This window comes from Pseudoalteromonas umbrosa, from assembly GCF_030125375.1.
Taxonomy (GTDB): domain Bacteria; phylum Pseudomonadota; class Gammaproteobacteria; order Enterobacterales; family Alteromonadaceae; genus Pseudoalteromonas; species Pseudoalteromonas umbrosa.
Genome location: NZ_JASJUU010000003.1, coordinates 739,175 through 753,788, shown reverse-complemented (window position 1 = coordinate 753,788; position 14,614 = coordinate 739,175). Strand labels below are relative to the sequence as shown.

Genomic DNA, 14,614 nt, shown 5'->3' with positions numbered 1-14,614 from the left:
TTTCCAATTCTAGTGGATGTGTTATGTATGCGCAATAGAAAAGAGCCTAATATATACCCAAACTGGGAATAATTTAAGCAGGGCCCAAGCAAATGGCTTTAGCCATTGCTTTTATCTGCGGATCTACGCCATTTAACAAGTCGATTAGCTGTGATGCAATACCAAAATCAGATTGAACTCGACTTTTTGCCTCATATTCATCTATACCATTAATCAACTCATTCAATGTTAGAAAAAAACCACTGGTACATTTATTCCCTATTCCCTTTAACGTCACACACACAGCCACATTACGCGGCTGGCTGGCCGTATTCAAAATAACGCGCAATAACTGAGGTGGCATGTAAGTATACAAGCTTGCCAATGACTGAAATTGATATTCCCCCATTTGAGTGTAAATAACCCAAATAGGTGCCTGCTTGTTATATAGTGGTTGGTAATGTAACACTGGGTGTTTGTCTGTAGACAACATTTCAACCAGACCACTTTCAACTTGATTCTTAATACGCTGCTCAACATTAGCTATGAATCGATTTATCAACGTAATGTCATGTTCTATCCTTGTCATTCAGTCATGCTCCATATATAGTATTTACATATTTTAACATTTTAATAATAAATACTTAAACATAAAAAAATCTTTAGATTAATTAACATTTTTGTATGTAGGGCGAGACATTGAATAAAACAGTTAGGCCGCACGATGAGCAAAGCTTAAGTGACTTAAAGGTAATGAGGCTCGCAGCAAACAAGACTCAGAAGCAAATGGCCAAAGTACTCGGGACGAGTGAAGCAACAATTATAAACTACGAAAATGGCGTAAGTGATATAAAGTATAAAGATTACTTAAAGTGGTCGCTCGCATGCAGGTTTGATTTAAGTGCCATAGAAGAGCAGCTTCAGTCGCTGCGAGAATTGGTAATAGAGAATAACTTGCATAGGTACCGTAAAGTGAACAAGCTCAAACATGAAAAGTAATCTGTAAGTAAATCTAGCTCGCTATACAGCATGCTTTTCACCTACAGTGCTTTCAAACCACTCGCTTGATAAAGCATCTTAGGCAGTTACCCGCGTGGACATCATTGTTTAACCGTGAGCTATTTGTTGGTAAAAATTAATGCCATGCCCGACGTGACGTAAAATCAACATAAGTACTTCTCTCAAAAGCCAGTAACAGTCATTCGTTAACGGGTTATATCAGAACACATAACTCCTCGACTAAAATTTTAGCTTCACTGAAAATGTACATACTTCATACACATACTCAACAGGTGTTTATTTTGTTATTATGAATAATATCATTTCTTAATAAAAATCACGTAAATTCCCCTGTTTTTAATGACAAACCACAATGGATCTGAGAGAATCCGCCACCATAAACAGTAAACTAAGTCAGTATTTACTTACTGCAAAGCAATTTATAAACATAAGTGTATTAATAATGCGTAACGCCCTAGTATCATTCTTTCTACTGTTTACATTTCTCCCCCTACTTACAGAGGAAGTAAGAGCAAGTAATGCTTACTATAAAGTAACATATCACTACAATATTGGTGATGTATTCACAACGAAAGAGAATGGCATTTGGCGTACAGCCAAAATTTTAGACATTGATACTAACGAGCAGTCTTCCACTATACACGTATTGCTGTACAGCAATACAAAACAAAAGCCTACTTTGGCTAGCTTAGATAAATTATCAATATTGGCTTATCACTCTACAATCGCACATGCACACTTAGAACAGAAATGGCTCTTTATTGGTAATGACACCCCATTAAAAGCAGAGCTGAAAGGCTATGTAAATTACTTAAAGCACCATGACTTTAATAAGTATGCAGAAGCAACAAATCAAAAAGTAGACGACCTAATTTTTAGGGCAAATACGCTATATACAAAAGGCTATGCATTAAATCAGGCTGCCCAGTACAAGCAAGCAATTGAAGCGTACCAACAAGCTATCAACATATATCCATTATACTTTGAAGCCATCGATAACATTGGCTTTGCTTATATGGATATGGGCGACTTTCAGACGGCCATTAATTACTTTGATCAATCTTTACAGATCCACCCCAAAGGCATAACTGCTCAGTACTACAAAGGTATGTGCTACATAAATTTAGAAGATTATGACAGCGCACGTAAAACATTTAAGCACGGCATTGAAAACTTTCCAGAACAGAGCCACGTCTTTGAAGAAATTTACAATAAATTGCAACAGAACGCCCTTTAACTCCGATAAAAAGCCTGTTCATTGTCTGACTGATTTTCAATCATTTTAGATTGACTCCGCCAAATCATTCACGTAGTTTATTTTCAACATAATAACAGTGAATAAAACAAGGAGTTCTCTATGGAAGGCAGTGTCGTGCTGCTTAGTGGCTTAATTGCCACAATTTGGATAACGCTAGGGGTTTACATCGCCGCTCGTTTTTATCCCAACTACAATCATAAAACCCAATTTTGCAGCGAATTGGGAGCTGCAGGCAGTCCAACAGAACAACTCTCACCACTTATCAACAATTATCCATTAGGCTTTTTATTTTGCTTATTTGGTTGGGGGGTTATAGAAAGCGCACATGAGTCATTGCTGTTAATTTGTGTTGGTTGGTTGATCATTGTTCACGGAGTTGGTACGTGGGTTGCTGGCTTTTTTCCAATGGATAAAGACCCTTACACAACAGCACCGAGTTTTAATTGCCAAGTGCATTCATATGCTGGCTTTTTCATGCTTTTGTCTTTGCTTATTGCACCGACCCTAGTGATATTCAGTCAATTGGAGGTTTGGTTTCGGGTTTTCTCTGGATTGTGTGTCGTGACTGCCTGTTATTACCTTTATAAAATGGCACTTGCATTTAAACAAAAAGCCAACCTAGTCGGTTTATATCAGCGCCTGTCTTACTGGATCAAACTCATTTGGCTAGCAACGCTATCTATTATGTTGTGGGTAGAAAGTTAATACGTGACCTCTGCACTAGCTGTGCAGAGGTTTAATCAATTAGTTGAAAAACTGCTTTGTCATTACCCCAATCTTAACTTGTTCGGCTTTATCAAACTCTATCTCACGCACTTTAGACATATTCTTCCACAGTAGTTTATAACCACGCGTAAAACGGGTTTTACTCACTCGCCTCTGAAAACGCGCTTTTTCGCTCTCAGTGGCATCCCGTAAATCGCCTAAAGTGCCATATAATCTAACTGCAGGTCGAGTGCCAAACTCACCTTTAATTAATGACTTAATCCAAAACCACATACTGCCATTCACCGCTAAAATACACACCCTTTGACGGGAACAAGCCGACTTAGGTAGCTGAGAAGTAAACTTTTCAAAATAATAACCCTTTCCTGGCTCAGTCAGAATAAGTGAGCCGATAGGGGTGATGTGTGGACTGCCATCTTCTTTAACACTGGCAATCGCATAGTGGAATGATGATTTAAATGAACATCTAAATAACCTTTTAATCTCGAGCCAATTTGTTTTTATATCCATATGAACATCCCGATGTTTGTCGATTTATTATGTTTTACTTTTAGCCTCTAGCAAGCTCGCAGCGCAAAAAAGCGTATCCATATAAGGGTCTTTAATTTCGTAGTATGCGTCTATATCGTTTGGAAAACGCTTAGCAAGCGACCTTTTTATTTTTTCATAAGCCATCGCAATGGCCTCATTTTTACGCAAGAAGTCACGGAACAATAATGCATATAGCTGGTTAACGCGACCAACTTCCCTCACATGAATATGAGCTTGTCTAGCACCTTTTGGTTCACGAAAATATAGTTTTTGCATCTCTTTGCCTTGGTCTTGATAGCCTACCAAATTGTCGTGCGTAATATCACCACGATAAACATATCCACCTTTTTGAAATGCAGCAACTAGCAATGGAGTGTCAAGGGCCTTTACACTTACTTGGACGTCAATGATGTCTTTGGCAGCAAGCCCAACAATAGCTGTCGAACCAATGTGATCTATATCGACTGCTAAGTTACCAAGTAACCATTGCAAATCTGCTTTAATTTCATGAAATTCATCTACCCACCTTGGTTGATAATCTATGATCGTAATTGAATTCACTCTGTATTCTCCTTGGCTTGGCATTTAAAAATCACATTCTGTCATTACCAGCGACAGTCTTGTACCTTCTTAAACCACGGTGCCAAAAACGGCGTTGATTTGCGTGTAGGCAAAGCTGGCAGCGTAACTTGTACAATCGGAACCAAGTGCGTGACAACCAATAATTTGACTTGATGACTTTCTAACTGTGTATAAGCAACTTGTAAGTTTTGACGTGCTTGGCCTGATATATGTCCCCCCTGCTTAACTAAATGCGCAGTATTTATCCAAGTTAAAAGTGCTTTTTTGGATTGATTGGGAAAGCCATCCGTCAGCGCTTTTATCGGTGAATAAAGGCGCTGATAGTTGAGCATTTCGCCCTTTAAAAGAAATAAAAACAATAGATTGGTCCCTGCGGTAATGTGACCTGAACGTTTATCAATGCGCTGATATCCAGCCAATGCAGCACGAAAATATACATCAGCTTCATCATAATTAGCCAAATCTAAAGCTATCGCCCCCAAATTATTATTAATGGTCGCCATCATCGATGCATTGTGTTGCTGTTGTGCCAATAAAGCAGCTTCTTGGTAAAGTGAAATTGCATCTGGATACTTACCCATATGTCTTGCCACTAATGCTCTGCTATTAATTAACGTAAGCCGCTGAGATTCATTTTGTGCGTACTGTAAAGCGCATTGCAAACTGATATCAGCCTCTTGTAGGTGCCCTTTACGGCGCAACCAAATACCCAGTGCACTGAGTATGCTTGGCAATTTATCTTCGAAATAGGGGTGTGCACTAAATGCAAACAGCGCTTTTAATGATTGCTCAAGTAGCATTAACTGATTAGTTGGTACAGATGCCCTAACACGCAAAACGTGCCAGCGGATCTGAAGCCCCAATGGCAATTTTTCGACATCAGAGCTCAATGCAAGAATGCGCAATGATTGAGATGGCTTCACCGTTAGATAATCTTCCGCTTCTTGCAGCATTTCCATTTGCTGCTCAATAGAAGGACTTGCATTAAGTATCGATGAAAATAATAGCCCAATGGCGATGATGACTACCTGACCTATCAAACCAGTTCCCATTTATTAATCATCTATTGAATATAGAGGAACAAAGACGAGAGGCCAAATAATCCTTTTTAGGCTGCCACCACTTGCTTAAGAGACAAACCCAGAGGGCATTTTTGTTTCTTGATTATTTACAGCGAGCCTATCACACACAGCAACCATTTCTGGATAACTTTGTTTAAGCGCTTGATGGTCAGCAGCTTCGAAACACTCCCCAGTAAAGCCTGGTGCCATTGTGCAACCAAACAATGCATACTGCCCACCAGCTGCCAATTCGCCCGCTTGCCATACTCCAGCAGGAACTCTTATCTGGACATGTTGACCTTTTGAAAAATCGGTGCCCATTACAATTGTTTCTGACCGGCCATCGGGGTAAAGCAAATAAAGGTTAAATGCATCGCCTTGATAAAAGTGCCAAACCTCATCATGTGCTAGGCGATGAAAGCAAGACACACTTTTTAAAGCATTACAGTACATCCCTATCATAGCAGTACCGACTGGCACACTGTCACCTAATTCATCTTCAGCACGCCAAGTACTTTTATACAAGGTCCCCTCAACAGGTAAGCGCTCGAAGCGATAGTGGGCAAGTACATCGAGGATAGTCGGTGTGATCTCTTGATGAGTAAATAACTGATAATCAACAATATCAACTATAGCATTCTGATTGAGTTTGCCGTAAATATGTGGAAACCCTGTATGTTCGTCCATAGGTTCTGAAGGAGCTTCAAAAACAAGCTTAGCTTTAACACGCCGCGGATCAATCACCGCCACTTTTACTGAGTCTAAGTTTGCATAAAATCGTCGATATACAGCCTCTACTTGTACAGCGGTACACGCATGAATATATCCCTCAGATTGAAGCGAGGAGGGCGCATAATCTTCGTCAGTGAATGTGATTTCATCACCACAAAAAAGAACAAAAACCGCATTTTGTGTTGTCATAAGATTCCTTATATTTGCATCTATGCTTAAGCAAGATGCGCTTTATGAACGAGCCTGACCTTGCTCATATAAAAATAGGCATAGTATGAGCTAGAATCATCACTAACCAATTTCAAATGAGGCTACACCATATGTTCGTGCAATTGGAAGTTTGGGTTCATCGGCAGTGTACATTCTGGCGGTTTCAAAAACCTTCGTCATTTCCAATGACTCCGCTAACTGTACCGCACTTTGATTCGGCTCTGGTGTATCTAAAAAGACGATGACAGACTCATTAGTGTCTACAGTCACTTTTCCAAGCAAAGCATGCATAAGCGCTTTTGCCGTATCCGTATTATCAGCGTATAGAGGGCCTATTTTATAACCCTCTTCACAGGCTCTGATCACTCCAGAACCAGTGATAGTTTCTTGACTTAATATACTTACCACATGTGCATTAGGCTGTATTCGCCATTGATGGTTGAAGTCAGCTCGACATGCGGGGAAAAATGGTTTTTCATAAGCTTGGATCTCCTGCTCGTCAACTTCACAGACTTTTCCATCAAAGGTTACTTTCATATCTGCAAGTAGCTCTGCATTAAATTTGCCTTGATATCGAATATTACGATATGCAAGCTCAAACCCTGATTTTCGGTAGTTACCTTGCTGTTCCACCACCCCATCTAAACCGATATTGCAACCAGATAAATAGGCCATGGCGGCTTGCCATATACGATAACCAAAACCCTGCCCTCTATATTCTGGCTTAACGATGTAAAACCCAATGAACCCAAAACTATCGTCATATTTAATGGCCGAAATCACTGCGATTGGCTCATCATTAAGTAGACCAATCATAAAACCTTGCGGATCTGCTATAGCGTAACTTTTCGCATCACAGTGCCCCGGATTCCATCCTTCTTGTGCAGCCCATTTAATGGCAATGCCTATTTCATCATCGGTCATTGCCCGAATCACAAACTCATCCTTTCCCATTTAACCGCCTCTACTGGATCATTTATCTTTTACATTCATATAGTTTTACAGCTTAATCTAGAGAATATTAATTTCAACTGTCGTAATTTTTATCGATAAATATTTGCATTGAAATACGCAATACGTTGCCTTTTTTGAAACATTAAGTGTATTATATGAGCGTATTTTAAGGAGAATAATTACATGGACACCGCTAGCCAGCCTGTACAACTAGGCCCAAGCACCCCTTCTTTAGTGCACTTTTCTGGTAATAGTAAAGACTTTTTCGGTATTTGGATTGTCAACTTATTACTCAGTATTGTCACCCTGGGGATTTATTCAGCATGGGCAACCGTTAGAACTAAACAATATTTTTTTAGCAATACGCATATTGATAAGCACCGCTTCGAATACCTCGCAACCCCGATACAAATTTTTAAAGGTCGGATCATTGCGTCGATATTATTGGTCATCTATCTGTTTTTTACACATTACTTCCCGCTAGTTGGTGCTGTATTGGCCGTGATGATCACATTTTTAGCACCTTGGCTTATCAATCAAAGCTTTAGATTTAACATGCGAATGACACGATTTAGAAATGTTCGCTTTAATTTTAAAGGAAGCTATGGCGGAGCGTGTAAAGTATTTCTGCTAATGCCTATTTTATGTGTATTTACCATGTATCTACTGCTGCCATGGACACTAAAAAAAATGGATGAATACTTGCTCACTAATATTAAATTTGGTGACAAACAATTCTCTGCAAAGCTTTCAACAAGTAAATATTTGAGCGCTTTGCTAATCACACTATTAAGTTCTTTTGCAGTTATACCGCTGTTCATTGCAGGACTTTTTGTTGCAGGCAGCAACGTTGAAGACTCACCTAAGGTACTCATGACCTTGATACCCGCATACATTGCTTGTATGTATCTTTTAAAGGCTATTTATCAAGCCATTATTAGAAACCATGTCTTTAATTCTGCCGAGATAAAAGATATCGCACAATTTCACTCTAATTTATCTGTGACACGTTTTGCCATTGTGGAGGTGACGAATATACTCGCAATTGGCCTTACCTTAGGCTTAGCATACCCATGGGCAAAAATCCGTAAAACTAAGGTGCTAGCAGAAGCTACAGCGGTCACTTTAATGCCCGCAGCTAAAGACATCATTGATACCATGGATAGCACTGAGTCATCCTTGGGTGACGAAGCATCAAACCTATTTGATGTAGACGTATCACTGACTTAATCATGCGAGTTTGTGGCCAACTCTATCCATTTTCGAGTAGTGCTTCCTATGAAGTAGATGCCTTGCTCGACAACGGACAAATACATATTTCTTACGATCTAAATCGTGCGGTGCGCTGCTCACTTGATAGCTTATCCTTAGCGACGCCCATTCCAGGCGTCGCTACACAAGCAACATTTCCTTCCGGTGAACGCTTTGTCCCCCACAGCGCAGACTTTGTGTGGCCTGCGCATACAAAGCGTAAGAGCATTGCAAAGTTAGAGCGTCATTACGTCATGATCTTCTCTGCACTACTGCTGACACCGCTGTTAATTTGCGCTCTATTGTTTAAAGTGGTCCCTAGCACAGCAGTTTGGTTGGTAGATTACGTTCCTGAGTCTATGGTCGATACCATGGGGCAGCAATCCATGTATTTGATTGAGGAAAACTTCCTCTCACCAAGCGAACTGCCGCCAGAGACACAAAATCAAATCCATCTTATTTGGGATGAAGCATTAGCCGCCGTTGCACTATCAAAAGAGCGGTATCAATTAGATATTTATGCATCAGAGCATTTTGGAGCTAATGCCTTTGCACTGCCACATGGTCAAATTGTGATTACTGACGACTTAATCGAAGCTCTTCAGGATAACCCCAATGCCATTCGCGCCGTATTTTTGCATGAAATTGGCCACGTTGAAGGTAAACATAGTATTCGATTAGCAGCACAGGCATTTGCAGGCACCATTGCCATAAGCTTTATATTTGGCGATATGGAAGGCATACTCGAACTCATTATTGGTTCAGGGAACCTCATTATGGGTGCCCAGTTTTCCCAAAAAATGGAATGGGAAGCAGATGAATTTGCACTACAGCGCCTTGCCCGACTTGGTCATTCTAGTGCAGATTTTGCCGATGCTTTAAAACGCTTAAAAACACTCTCAGAAACGCGCAAGAGTACAAGCGAAAAAGACGCAACTTGGCTTGAATATCTCTCCACACACCCAAGCCTAGATGAGCGCATCAAACACGCGCAAACATACCAAGTGAATTAAGGCGACAAATACGGTGTCGCCCTTTCCAATAAACAATATCACTCACACTGAGCAGCAGGGTAATCGTCAACCTGCGTTTGTATATGTTGAAAGTAATGATTGACCTCAATCGGAGTTGTTCCATAGTGACCCGCATCAGTACCAATAGTAAAACTATTACTCGCGCCTAACCCTGCACGTATAAACGCTTCAGCATCTGTTTTTGCATTTCCATAAGCGCGAACAATATCCAGCCCCTGCGATTGTAATCGATTTATTTCCGCTGTTTTATATTCAGCAGTGCGAAATAAACTCGTTTCATTACTCAGTGATGTTCTTAAAAAGCCTTGCGGTAAACCCATCCAGTTCAACCAATCTCGTGTTCCTTTAGCGTACCAGTATACTCGGGCGGTAAGGTAAACAGGTTGATAACCCAGATCCAAATATCGACGCACTAACGAATATGCGCCCTCTTTTTCATCCGCTCGATCAATCCCCGTATAGTCCCCAATTTGCTCAGCATCCGACTCAGTTAACGTGCCATCAATATCAAAAAGCACTGCTTGTGTACCAGCTTGAACCACTGTCACATAACCTTCAGCACCTGAGTTATCTGCGGGAACGCCCGCATAAATACGATACTGCCCCGCTTGTAAAGCTGGCAAGGAAACGCTGGCTTTTCCATCGCGGTTAGTCACTGCGTCTGCCAAGAAGCGCCATTGAGTATCCTGCTCTGAGCGAATATAAAACTTCACTGTTTCATATTCTAGATCTTTATGAGCAACGGCCCCATAGTCAAATTTAGCCGTAACGGTCAGTGCTTGTCCTTCAGCCGAAATCTCATCGTGCACCATATGAAACGCAGGCAGCCATGTGATCAATTTATTTAATCGGTTTCTATATTCTGTGTTTGGCATGTCAGGTTTAGTAAACTTAGCCTCAAGCCATGCTAAGTTTGGACAGGTAGGAAGTGCATTAGCTGTAAAAGAAAACCCTGCAATTAATGCTATATAACCCAAATTTTTCATTTTCGTTTCCATCATATTTTTGTCACACGAAGAGTAAATACTCCACATTACAAAATTATTAACAAAAAATTTTCTTTTTCCAGTGAAGGACCAAAAATTTCTTGATAAGGAAATCAATAAATCAGTAATACTTTGAATAAAACATTGTTTTATCTACTTTTATAGAACATACGCAATGTAGGCACAATTAAATTGCACCTTTAAAAAGGACGGTTTGAAAGCTATTTTTTAGCAATGATGTCTACTGGATATGCAAATTCATCAGGATATTTAAGGTATTGCCTTTTTCCCTCATATTGTGCTGCTATCCAGCCATATTGCGCGTGAGAGCGAAACAAGTACTCACCACTTGTGGTTTGCAAGCGCCCTTCAACCGAGCGTCCCTCTAACTTCAATTTAAGGACAGTGTGTTGTGCTTTATCACCCGTGAGGTATCCAAATACAATCACCCCCCCTTGCTTAGACTGCTCAATTCGGTCAATGGTGATCATATAACTTCGAGCTTGCTGGGGAACGTAAAATGATACTAAATCAGATGCTTGCAAACTCTTAATGCGTTTTATATCGAATTCTATATAAGCTTGGCTGATGTATTCATGATTATCAAATAGTGCTTTTCTTGCATTCGTCGATGCTTTGTTAATCACAAAGTGTTCATCACTTTGATGAGATGTATCAGTATCTAAATTGTGCTTCAAGTACTCACTTGCAGTACCTACAGTGTGAGACTTTACTCCATTTGCACATACATTGCTGAGGCTTCCCCAAAGAAAACATGCAATGAACAGTGCGACTGCACAGGCTATTCCCTTATACATATCACTATATTAACAATTATCAGCTATTTAGGTACATTAAATGGTGCAAGTAAGTTAATCAAGAAATAAAAGACCTTTATCAATCACAAATTTTTCACATTGATAAAAAGTAATACTCTTGACTTATTAAATTCAATAACTTGCAATCTTTTATATCTTTACACTCATTTACAATAAGTGCTGATTTTGACTTTTAGAGCAACAAAATTTACTGGATTGGTTGCGTAAAGTATTGAGTCGTATGGGGTTCGTTAACTAACGTAAAGTGCCACCACTCTTCTTTAAGCCCTTTAAAACCTGCCGTATGCATCACCTTCGACAACAGCATACGGTTGGCTCTTTGCTCAGTACTAATACCTTGATAACTGGGCCAAGACACTTTTGAGAAAAAATCCCAACCAGAGCCCATATCTAACTCTCGGCCTGTTTTTAAGTCAACGACAGTCAAATCAATGGTACTGCCACGAGAATGCCCAGAACGCGCAGCGATATAACCACGCTCGAAAAGCTTATCTTTTGGCACTTCAGGGTAATAGCGAGCCTTGTTTTTAGTATCATCCAGATCCTTTGCCCAACGCACAAAATGATCAACGGCCATCTGTGGTCGGTAGCAATCAAATATTTTCAGACCTAGACCAAACGTGCTTAGTTCTCGCTGCGCTATAGCAACCCCTGCTGCGGCCGGTGCGCTGAGTAAACATTTCGGGGCTAAATAACCATCAATTTTTTTACCGACAAAGTTATCTTTCGTGAAATAACGGATCTCTGTGTGGATATTTGGCACTTTAGTGGTGATGTCAACAAACTCTGCCGCGGATAGCTCTGTGGCGGAGAGTTTTGTAGTAGAAAAAGCGAGCAAAATCAGCCCATAAACTGATGTTTTCATTTAAAACCTCTAAGTACCTTAACTAACAACAAGTTCCACAGTGTGGATTGAAATTATGGAAGAAGTATGGACAAAAGACTTGTAATTTCAACAGTTCAGTAAGTTACGTGTCAGTGAACACAGTGAGATAATGAGACACTTCAAGGCTTATAGTAGGTGCTTACTTACACTTTTTTACTTATTAATACACTCTATAACGGCATTCCAGACGTAATGTAATAAGCTATAAGTAAGCTACTTTTGGGATGGACAAATGCTATATGCATTATTTTTCAAGGATGATGCTTTTTTCAAAACAGGTAACCAAAGCTTACTTCTCCACTTTGCAAGCTGGCTTAACAAATTGTGAGAACAAATCACTCACTTCAACTCTAGCGCGCAACCTCGCAGCAATTAAGTACAATCCAGCTAACTTTCGATGTATAAAGAGTGCGTCAACGGGTGGTGTATGCCATTGCCTTTCTCGTGTACTAAGATCCATTCCTTTATCACGGATCCGAACTGCAATATCACTTTCAGAAAAGTCGAAAGGTTGTTTTGCTCTGAGCGGCTCCGTGGCCATGAAAAATAATTCCAGAACAATGTCACGATAAGCATCGTCGATATCATCGCTAAAGTAACCAATTTCATAAATTGCATCAGTCATGGCATCTTTGTCGTAAGTTTGACCAGCACGCAGTAAAGACCAATATCCTTGAGCAAGGCTTGTATTAATTGTGCGAGAGGCTCCAAAGTCCAATAGTACGACCTGTTGCATCTTATCGTCATATAGGTAATTAGCTAGGTTAGGGTCACTTTGAATTGCACCGAGTTCAAACATCTCTATAAAGAATAATCGAATCAGGTCTGTGGCAATTTTATCTCTTTGTGTTTGAGATGCACCGTCATAACACGTCAAGTCTTTTCCAACCACATACTCCATAGCTAATATGCTGCCTGTAGAGTACTGCGGATAAAAATTTGGCACACGATACGCAGGGTAACTTTTTAACCCTTCCCTGAACTCTTGTAAACGCAGGCCCTCTGCAAAGTAGTCTGTCTCAACTAAAAGCTGTTGCTTTGCTTCCTCGATAAGCGGGTCAATCACCACTTGCTTCGGGATCAGTCCTGACATTTTTATTAGCATTGCAACATTGTCTACATCGCTATCAATACTATTTGCGACGCCTGGATATTGAATTTTTAGCGCAAGCTTATCACCTGACTCAGTAGTGGCCTCATGCACTTGGCCAATCGATGCTCTTGCGAAGCTTCTTAACTCTAGATGGCTAAATTTATCTAACCAATTTGGGCCCCAATTCTGCTTCAGTAACTGCACAAGTTGCTTATGTGGCATTGGCTGAGCATCAGCACGAAGTTTTTCAAGCAATACAGCCAGCTCTTTAGGTAGCAAATCTCCTGCATCCATAGACACCAGCTGACCAAGCTTCATCGCCGCTCCTCTTAGGTGGGCAAGCTTATCTGCAATTGCGTGCACATTTTTAGGTTGTAACAGAAGTTCTTTTTTACTCACGCTCTGCCCTGAAAGCACTTGTTTTGCACCAGAAAGCACAACATTAGAGGCTACTTTAGAAGCCAATCCGCCCAAGTGGGCTAACCGAGAAATACGTGAAGATGGAACCCGCTTACTTTTATCTGTCATTTTGAAACCAATCAAGTCTATGTTGTGCGTGCGCAATAAAGGTACTTTGCTTTTTGCTATTTGGATCAATATTGTGACCGCAGTGATACAAAAAGCATAGAGATCTCTCACCGAGTATATCAAAATCAATACGTTATCCCCAACGTTCAAGCCCCCCCTTTAATTAAATAGGCTCTGGGCTATACTTTGAGTAGTTTTATGAGTAACCCACTGTCGCCAATGAAGTATTTGATTGCAGCTTTTTTTTTACTATTCACCCAACCCCTGTATGGCCAAATCTACCATTTTGTCTCGATCAATTATCTAATTGAACAAGAAGTAGGGCGAATTGTATTAACTGAAGTCTATAAGCAGCTAAATATTAAAATTACCATTACGCCATTACCCGGAAAGCGGGCACAATTTGAGGCCAAAACAGGTCTTAAACACGGCGAAATTATGCGCATTTTTAGTTACGGTGATGAAACACCTACTACGATTAGAGTACCTACACCATATTACTCCCTAGAGACAGCAGCATTTGTTCGGGCAGACAGTAACGTTAATATCAAAACAGCTGCTGACCTGCATAAATACCATATCGTAAAAGTAAGAGGGGTAAAGCATACCAACAACATCACCCAAGGCATGAAACATGTTGAAGATATGGATACGACTGAGCAAATATTAAAGCTTGTTTCAAAAGGACTCGCAGATGTGGCACTCACCAATAAAATGGATGGTGTTATGTATTTACAAAAGCTTGGGATAAACAATGTCATACACGGCCCAAGCTTGGCGGAGCTCGATTTATATCACTATATACACGAATCACAAAAACACCTTGTACCTTTGGTAAACAACAAACTCAGTGAAATGGAAAAGTCTGGAGAGTTAGAACGACTCATTAAAATGGCTGAAAAACAAGTGATGTCAGTAAAGTAAGCATGATGCTTGAACAAGAT

General features: G+C 40.3%; 16 protein-coding genes. 6 read left to right on the top strand and 10 right to left on the bottom strand.

What is annotated here, in order from left to right; translation table 11 throughout:
- Window positions 1-73 precede the first annotated feature (73 nt).
- On the bottom strand, window positions 74-568 hold the full coding sequence (locus tag QNM16_RS13205) for a hypothetical protein (protein WP_284020922.1): 495 nt from the start codon (window positions 566-568) through the stop codon (window positions 74-76).
- A gap of 110 nt (window positions 569-678) precedes the next feature.
- Between QNM16_RS13205 and QNM16_RS13200 the strand changes: the two genes are divergently transcribed.
- From QNM16_RS13200 to QNM16_RS13190, 3 genes are all read left to right on the top strand, one after another.
- The gene (locus tag QNM16_RS13200) at window positions 679-978 is read left to right on the top strand and encodes a helix-turn-helix transcriptional regulator (RefSeq protein ID WP_284020921.1); all 300 of its coding nucleotides are present in this window, start codon (window positions 679-681) and stop codon (window positions 976-978) included.
- Between the two features lie 463 nt (window positions 979-1,441).
- Window positions 1,442-2,236 carry a tetratricopeptide repeat protein gene (locus tag QNM16_RS13195; protein WP_284020920.1) on the top strand — a complete coding sequence of 265 codons (795 nt, stop codon included), beginning with the start codon at window positions 1,442-1,444 and terminating at the stop codon, window positions 2,234-2,236.
- Between the two features lie 120 nt (window positions 2,237-2,356).
- Window positions 2,357-2,962 carry a DUF998 domain-containing protein gene (locus QNM16_RS13190; protein WP_284020919.1) on the top strand — a complete coding sequence of 202 codons (606 nt, stop codon included), beginning with the start codon at window positions 2,357-2,359 and terminating at the stop codon, window positions 2,960-2,962.
- A gap of 39 nt (window positions 2,963-3,001) precedes the next feature.
- On the opposite strand, the gene QNM16_RS13185 is transcribed toward QNM16_RS13190, so the two are convergent.
- The 5 genes from QNM16_RS13185 to QNM16_RS13165 form a co-directional block, all read right to left on the bottom strand.
- The gene (locus QNM16_RS13185) at window positions 3,002-3,493 is read right to left on the bottom strand and encodes a hypothetical protein (RefSeq protein ID WP_284020918.1); all 492 of its coding nucleotides are present in this window, start codon (window positions 3,491-3,493) and stop codon (window positions 3,002-3,004) included.
- A 27-nt stretch (window positions 3,494-3,520) separates the two neighbouring features.
- On the bottom strand, window positions 3,521-4,075 hold the full coding sequence (locus QNM16_RS13180; RefSeq protein WP_284020917.1) for a GrpB family protein: 555 nt from the start codon (window positions 4,073-4,075) through the stop codon (window positions 3,521-3,523).
- Window positions 4,076-4,119: 44 nt separating this feature from the next.
- Window positions 4,120-5,136: a tetratricopeptide repeat protein gene (locus QNM16_RS13175; protein WP_284020916.1), complete on the bottom strand. Its 1,017-nt coding sequence runs from the start codon at window positions 5,134-5,136 to the stop codon at window positions 4,120-4,122.
- Window positions 5,137-5,223: 87 nt separating this feature from the next.
- On the bottom strand, window positions 5,224-6,078 hold the full coding sequence (locus QNM16_RS13170; protein WP_284020915.1) for a cupin domain-containing protein: 855 nt from the start codon (window positions 6,076-6,078) through the stop codon (window positions 5,224-5,226).
- 102 nt (window positions 6,079-6,180) lie between these two features.
- Window positions 6,181-7,053: a GNAT family N-acetyltransferase gene (locus QNM16_RS13165; protein WP_284020914.1), complete on the bottom strand. Its 873-nt coding sequence runs from the start codon at window positions 7,051-7,053 to the stop codon at window positions 6,181-6,183.
- Window positions 7,054-7,236: 183 nt separating this feature from the next.
- Here QNM16_RS13165 and QNM16_RS13160 point away from each other — a divergent pair, with 183 nt between their 5' ends.
- Both QNM16_RS13160 and QNM16_RS13155 read left to right on the top strand, forming a co-directional pair.
- The gene (locus QNM16_RS13160) at window positions 7,237-8,283 is read left to right on the top strand and encodes a YjgN family protein (RefSeq protein ID WP_284020913.1); all 1,047 of its coding nucleotides are present in this window, start codon (window positions 7,237-7,239) and stop codon (window positions 8,281-8,283) included.
- A 2-nt stretch (window positions 8,284-8,285) separates the two neighbouring features.
- The gene (locus QNM16_RS13155) at window positions 8,286-9,317 is read left to right on the top strand and encodes a M48 family metallopeptidase (protein WP_284020912.1); all 1,032 of its coding nucleotides are present in this window, start codon (window positions 8,286-8,288) and stop codon (window positions 9,315-9,317) included.
- 38 nt (window positions 9,318-9,355) lie between these two features.
- Here QNM16_RS13155 and QNM16_RS13150 read toward each other — a convergent pair whose 3' ends face one another.
- The 4 genes from QNM16_RS13150 to QNM16_RS13135 form a co-directional block, all read right to left on the bottom strand.
- On the bottom strand, window positions 9,356-10,324 hold the full coding sequence (locus QNM16_RS13150) for an LNS2 domain-containing protein (protein ID WP_284020911.1): 969 nt from the start codon (window positions 10,322-10,324) through the stop codon (window positions 9,356-9,358).
- 221 nt (window positions 10,325-10,545) lie between these two features.
- Window positions 10,546-11,142, bottom strand: coding sequence for a hypothetical protein (locus tag QNM16_RS13145; protein WP_284020910.1), 597 nt, complete (start codon window positions 11,140-11,142; stop codon window positions 10,546-10,548).
- 208 nt (window positions 11,143-11,350) lie between these two features.
- Window positions 11,351-12,028 carry a M15 family metallopeptidase gene (locus QNM16_RS13140; RefSeq protein ID WP_284020909.1) on the bottom strand — a complete coding sequence of 226 codons (678 nt, stop codon included), beginning with the start codon at window positions 12,026-12,028 and terminating at the stop codon, window positions 11,351-11,353.
- A 310-nt stretch (window positions 12,029-12,338) separates the two neighbouring features.
- Window positions 12,339-13,670, bottom strand: coding sequence for an ABC1 kinase family protein (locus QNM16_RS13135; protein ID WP_284020908.1), 1,332 nt, complete (start codon window positions 13,668-13,670; stop codon window positions 12,339-12,341).
- A gap of 198 nt (window positions 13,671-13,868) precedes the next feature.
- Here QNM16_RS13135 and QNM16_RS13130 point away from each other — a divergent pair, with 198 nt between their 5' ends.
- Window positions 13,869-14,594, top strand: coding sequence for a substrate-binding periplasmic protein (locus QNM16_RS13130; RefSeq protein WP_284020907.1), 726 nt, complete (start codon window positions 13,869-13,871; stop codon window positions 14,592-14,594).
- Window positions 14,595-14,614: the final 20 nt, after the last annotated feature.

Excerpts from the sequence above, each read along its gene's own strand:
- QNM16_RS13170 (WP_284020915.1), bottom strand. The coding sequence starts at position 6,078 with ATGACAACACAAAATGCGGTTTTTGTTCTTTTTTGTGGTGATGAAATC.
- QNM16_RS13130 (WP_284020907.1), top strand. The coding sequence starts at position 13,869 with ATGAGTAACCCACTGTCGCCAATGAAGTATTTGATTGCAGCTTTTTTT.
- QNM16_RS13185 (WP_284020918.1), bottom strand. The coding sequence starts at position 3,493 with ATGGATATAAAAACAAATTGGCTCGAGATTAAAAGGTTATTTAGATGT.
- QNM16_RS13135 (WP_284020908.1), bottom strand. The coding sequence starts at position 13,670 with ATGACAGATAAAAGTAAGCGGGTTCCATCTTCACGTATTTCTCGGTTA.
- QNM16_RS13190 (WP_284020919.1), top strand. The coding sequence starts at position 2,357 with ATGGAAGGCAGTGTCGTGCTGCTTAGTGGCTTAATTGCCACAATTTGG.
- QNM16_RS13195 (WP_284020920.1), top strand. The coding sequence starts at position 1,442 with ATGCGTAACGCCCTAGTATCATTCTTTCTACTGTTTACATTTCTCCCC.
- QNM16_RS13160 (WP_284020913.1), top strand. The coding sequence starts at position 7,237 with ATGGACACCGCTAGCCAGCCTGTACAACTAGGCCCAAGCACCCCTTCT.
- QNM16_RS13205 (WP_284020922.1), bottom strand. The coding sequence starts at position 568 with ATGACAAGGATAGAACATGACATTACGTTGATAAATCGATTCATAGCT.
- QNM16_RS13140 (WP_284020909.1), bottom strand. The coding sequence starts at position 12,028 with ATGAAAACATCAGTTTATGGGCTGATTTTGCTCGCTTTTTCTACTACA.
- QNM16_RS13150 (WP_284020911.1), bottom strand. The coding sequence starts at position 10,324 with ATGAAAAATTTGGGTTATATAGCATTAATTGCAGGGTTTTCTTTTACA.
- QNM16_RS13145 (WP_284020910.1), bottom strand. The coding sequence starts at position 11,142 with ATGTATAAGGGAATAGCCTGTGCAGTCGCACTGTTCATTGCATGTTTT.
- QNM16_RS13165 (WP_284020914.1), bottom strand. The coding sequence starts at position 7,053 with ATGGGAAAGGATGAGTTTGTGATTCGGGCAATGACCGATGATGAAATA.
- QNM16_RS13155 (WP_284020912.1), top strand. The coding sequence starts at position 8,286 with ATGCGAGTTTGTGGCCAACTCTATCCATTTTCGAGTAGTGCTTCCTAT.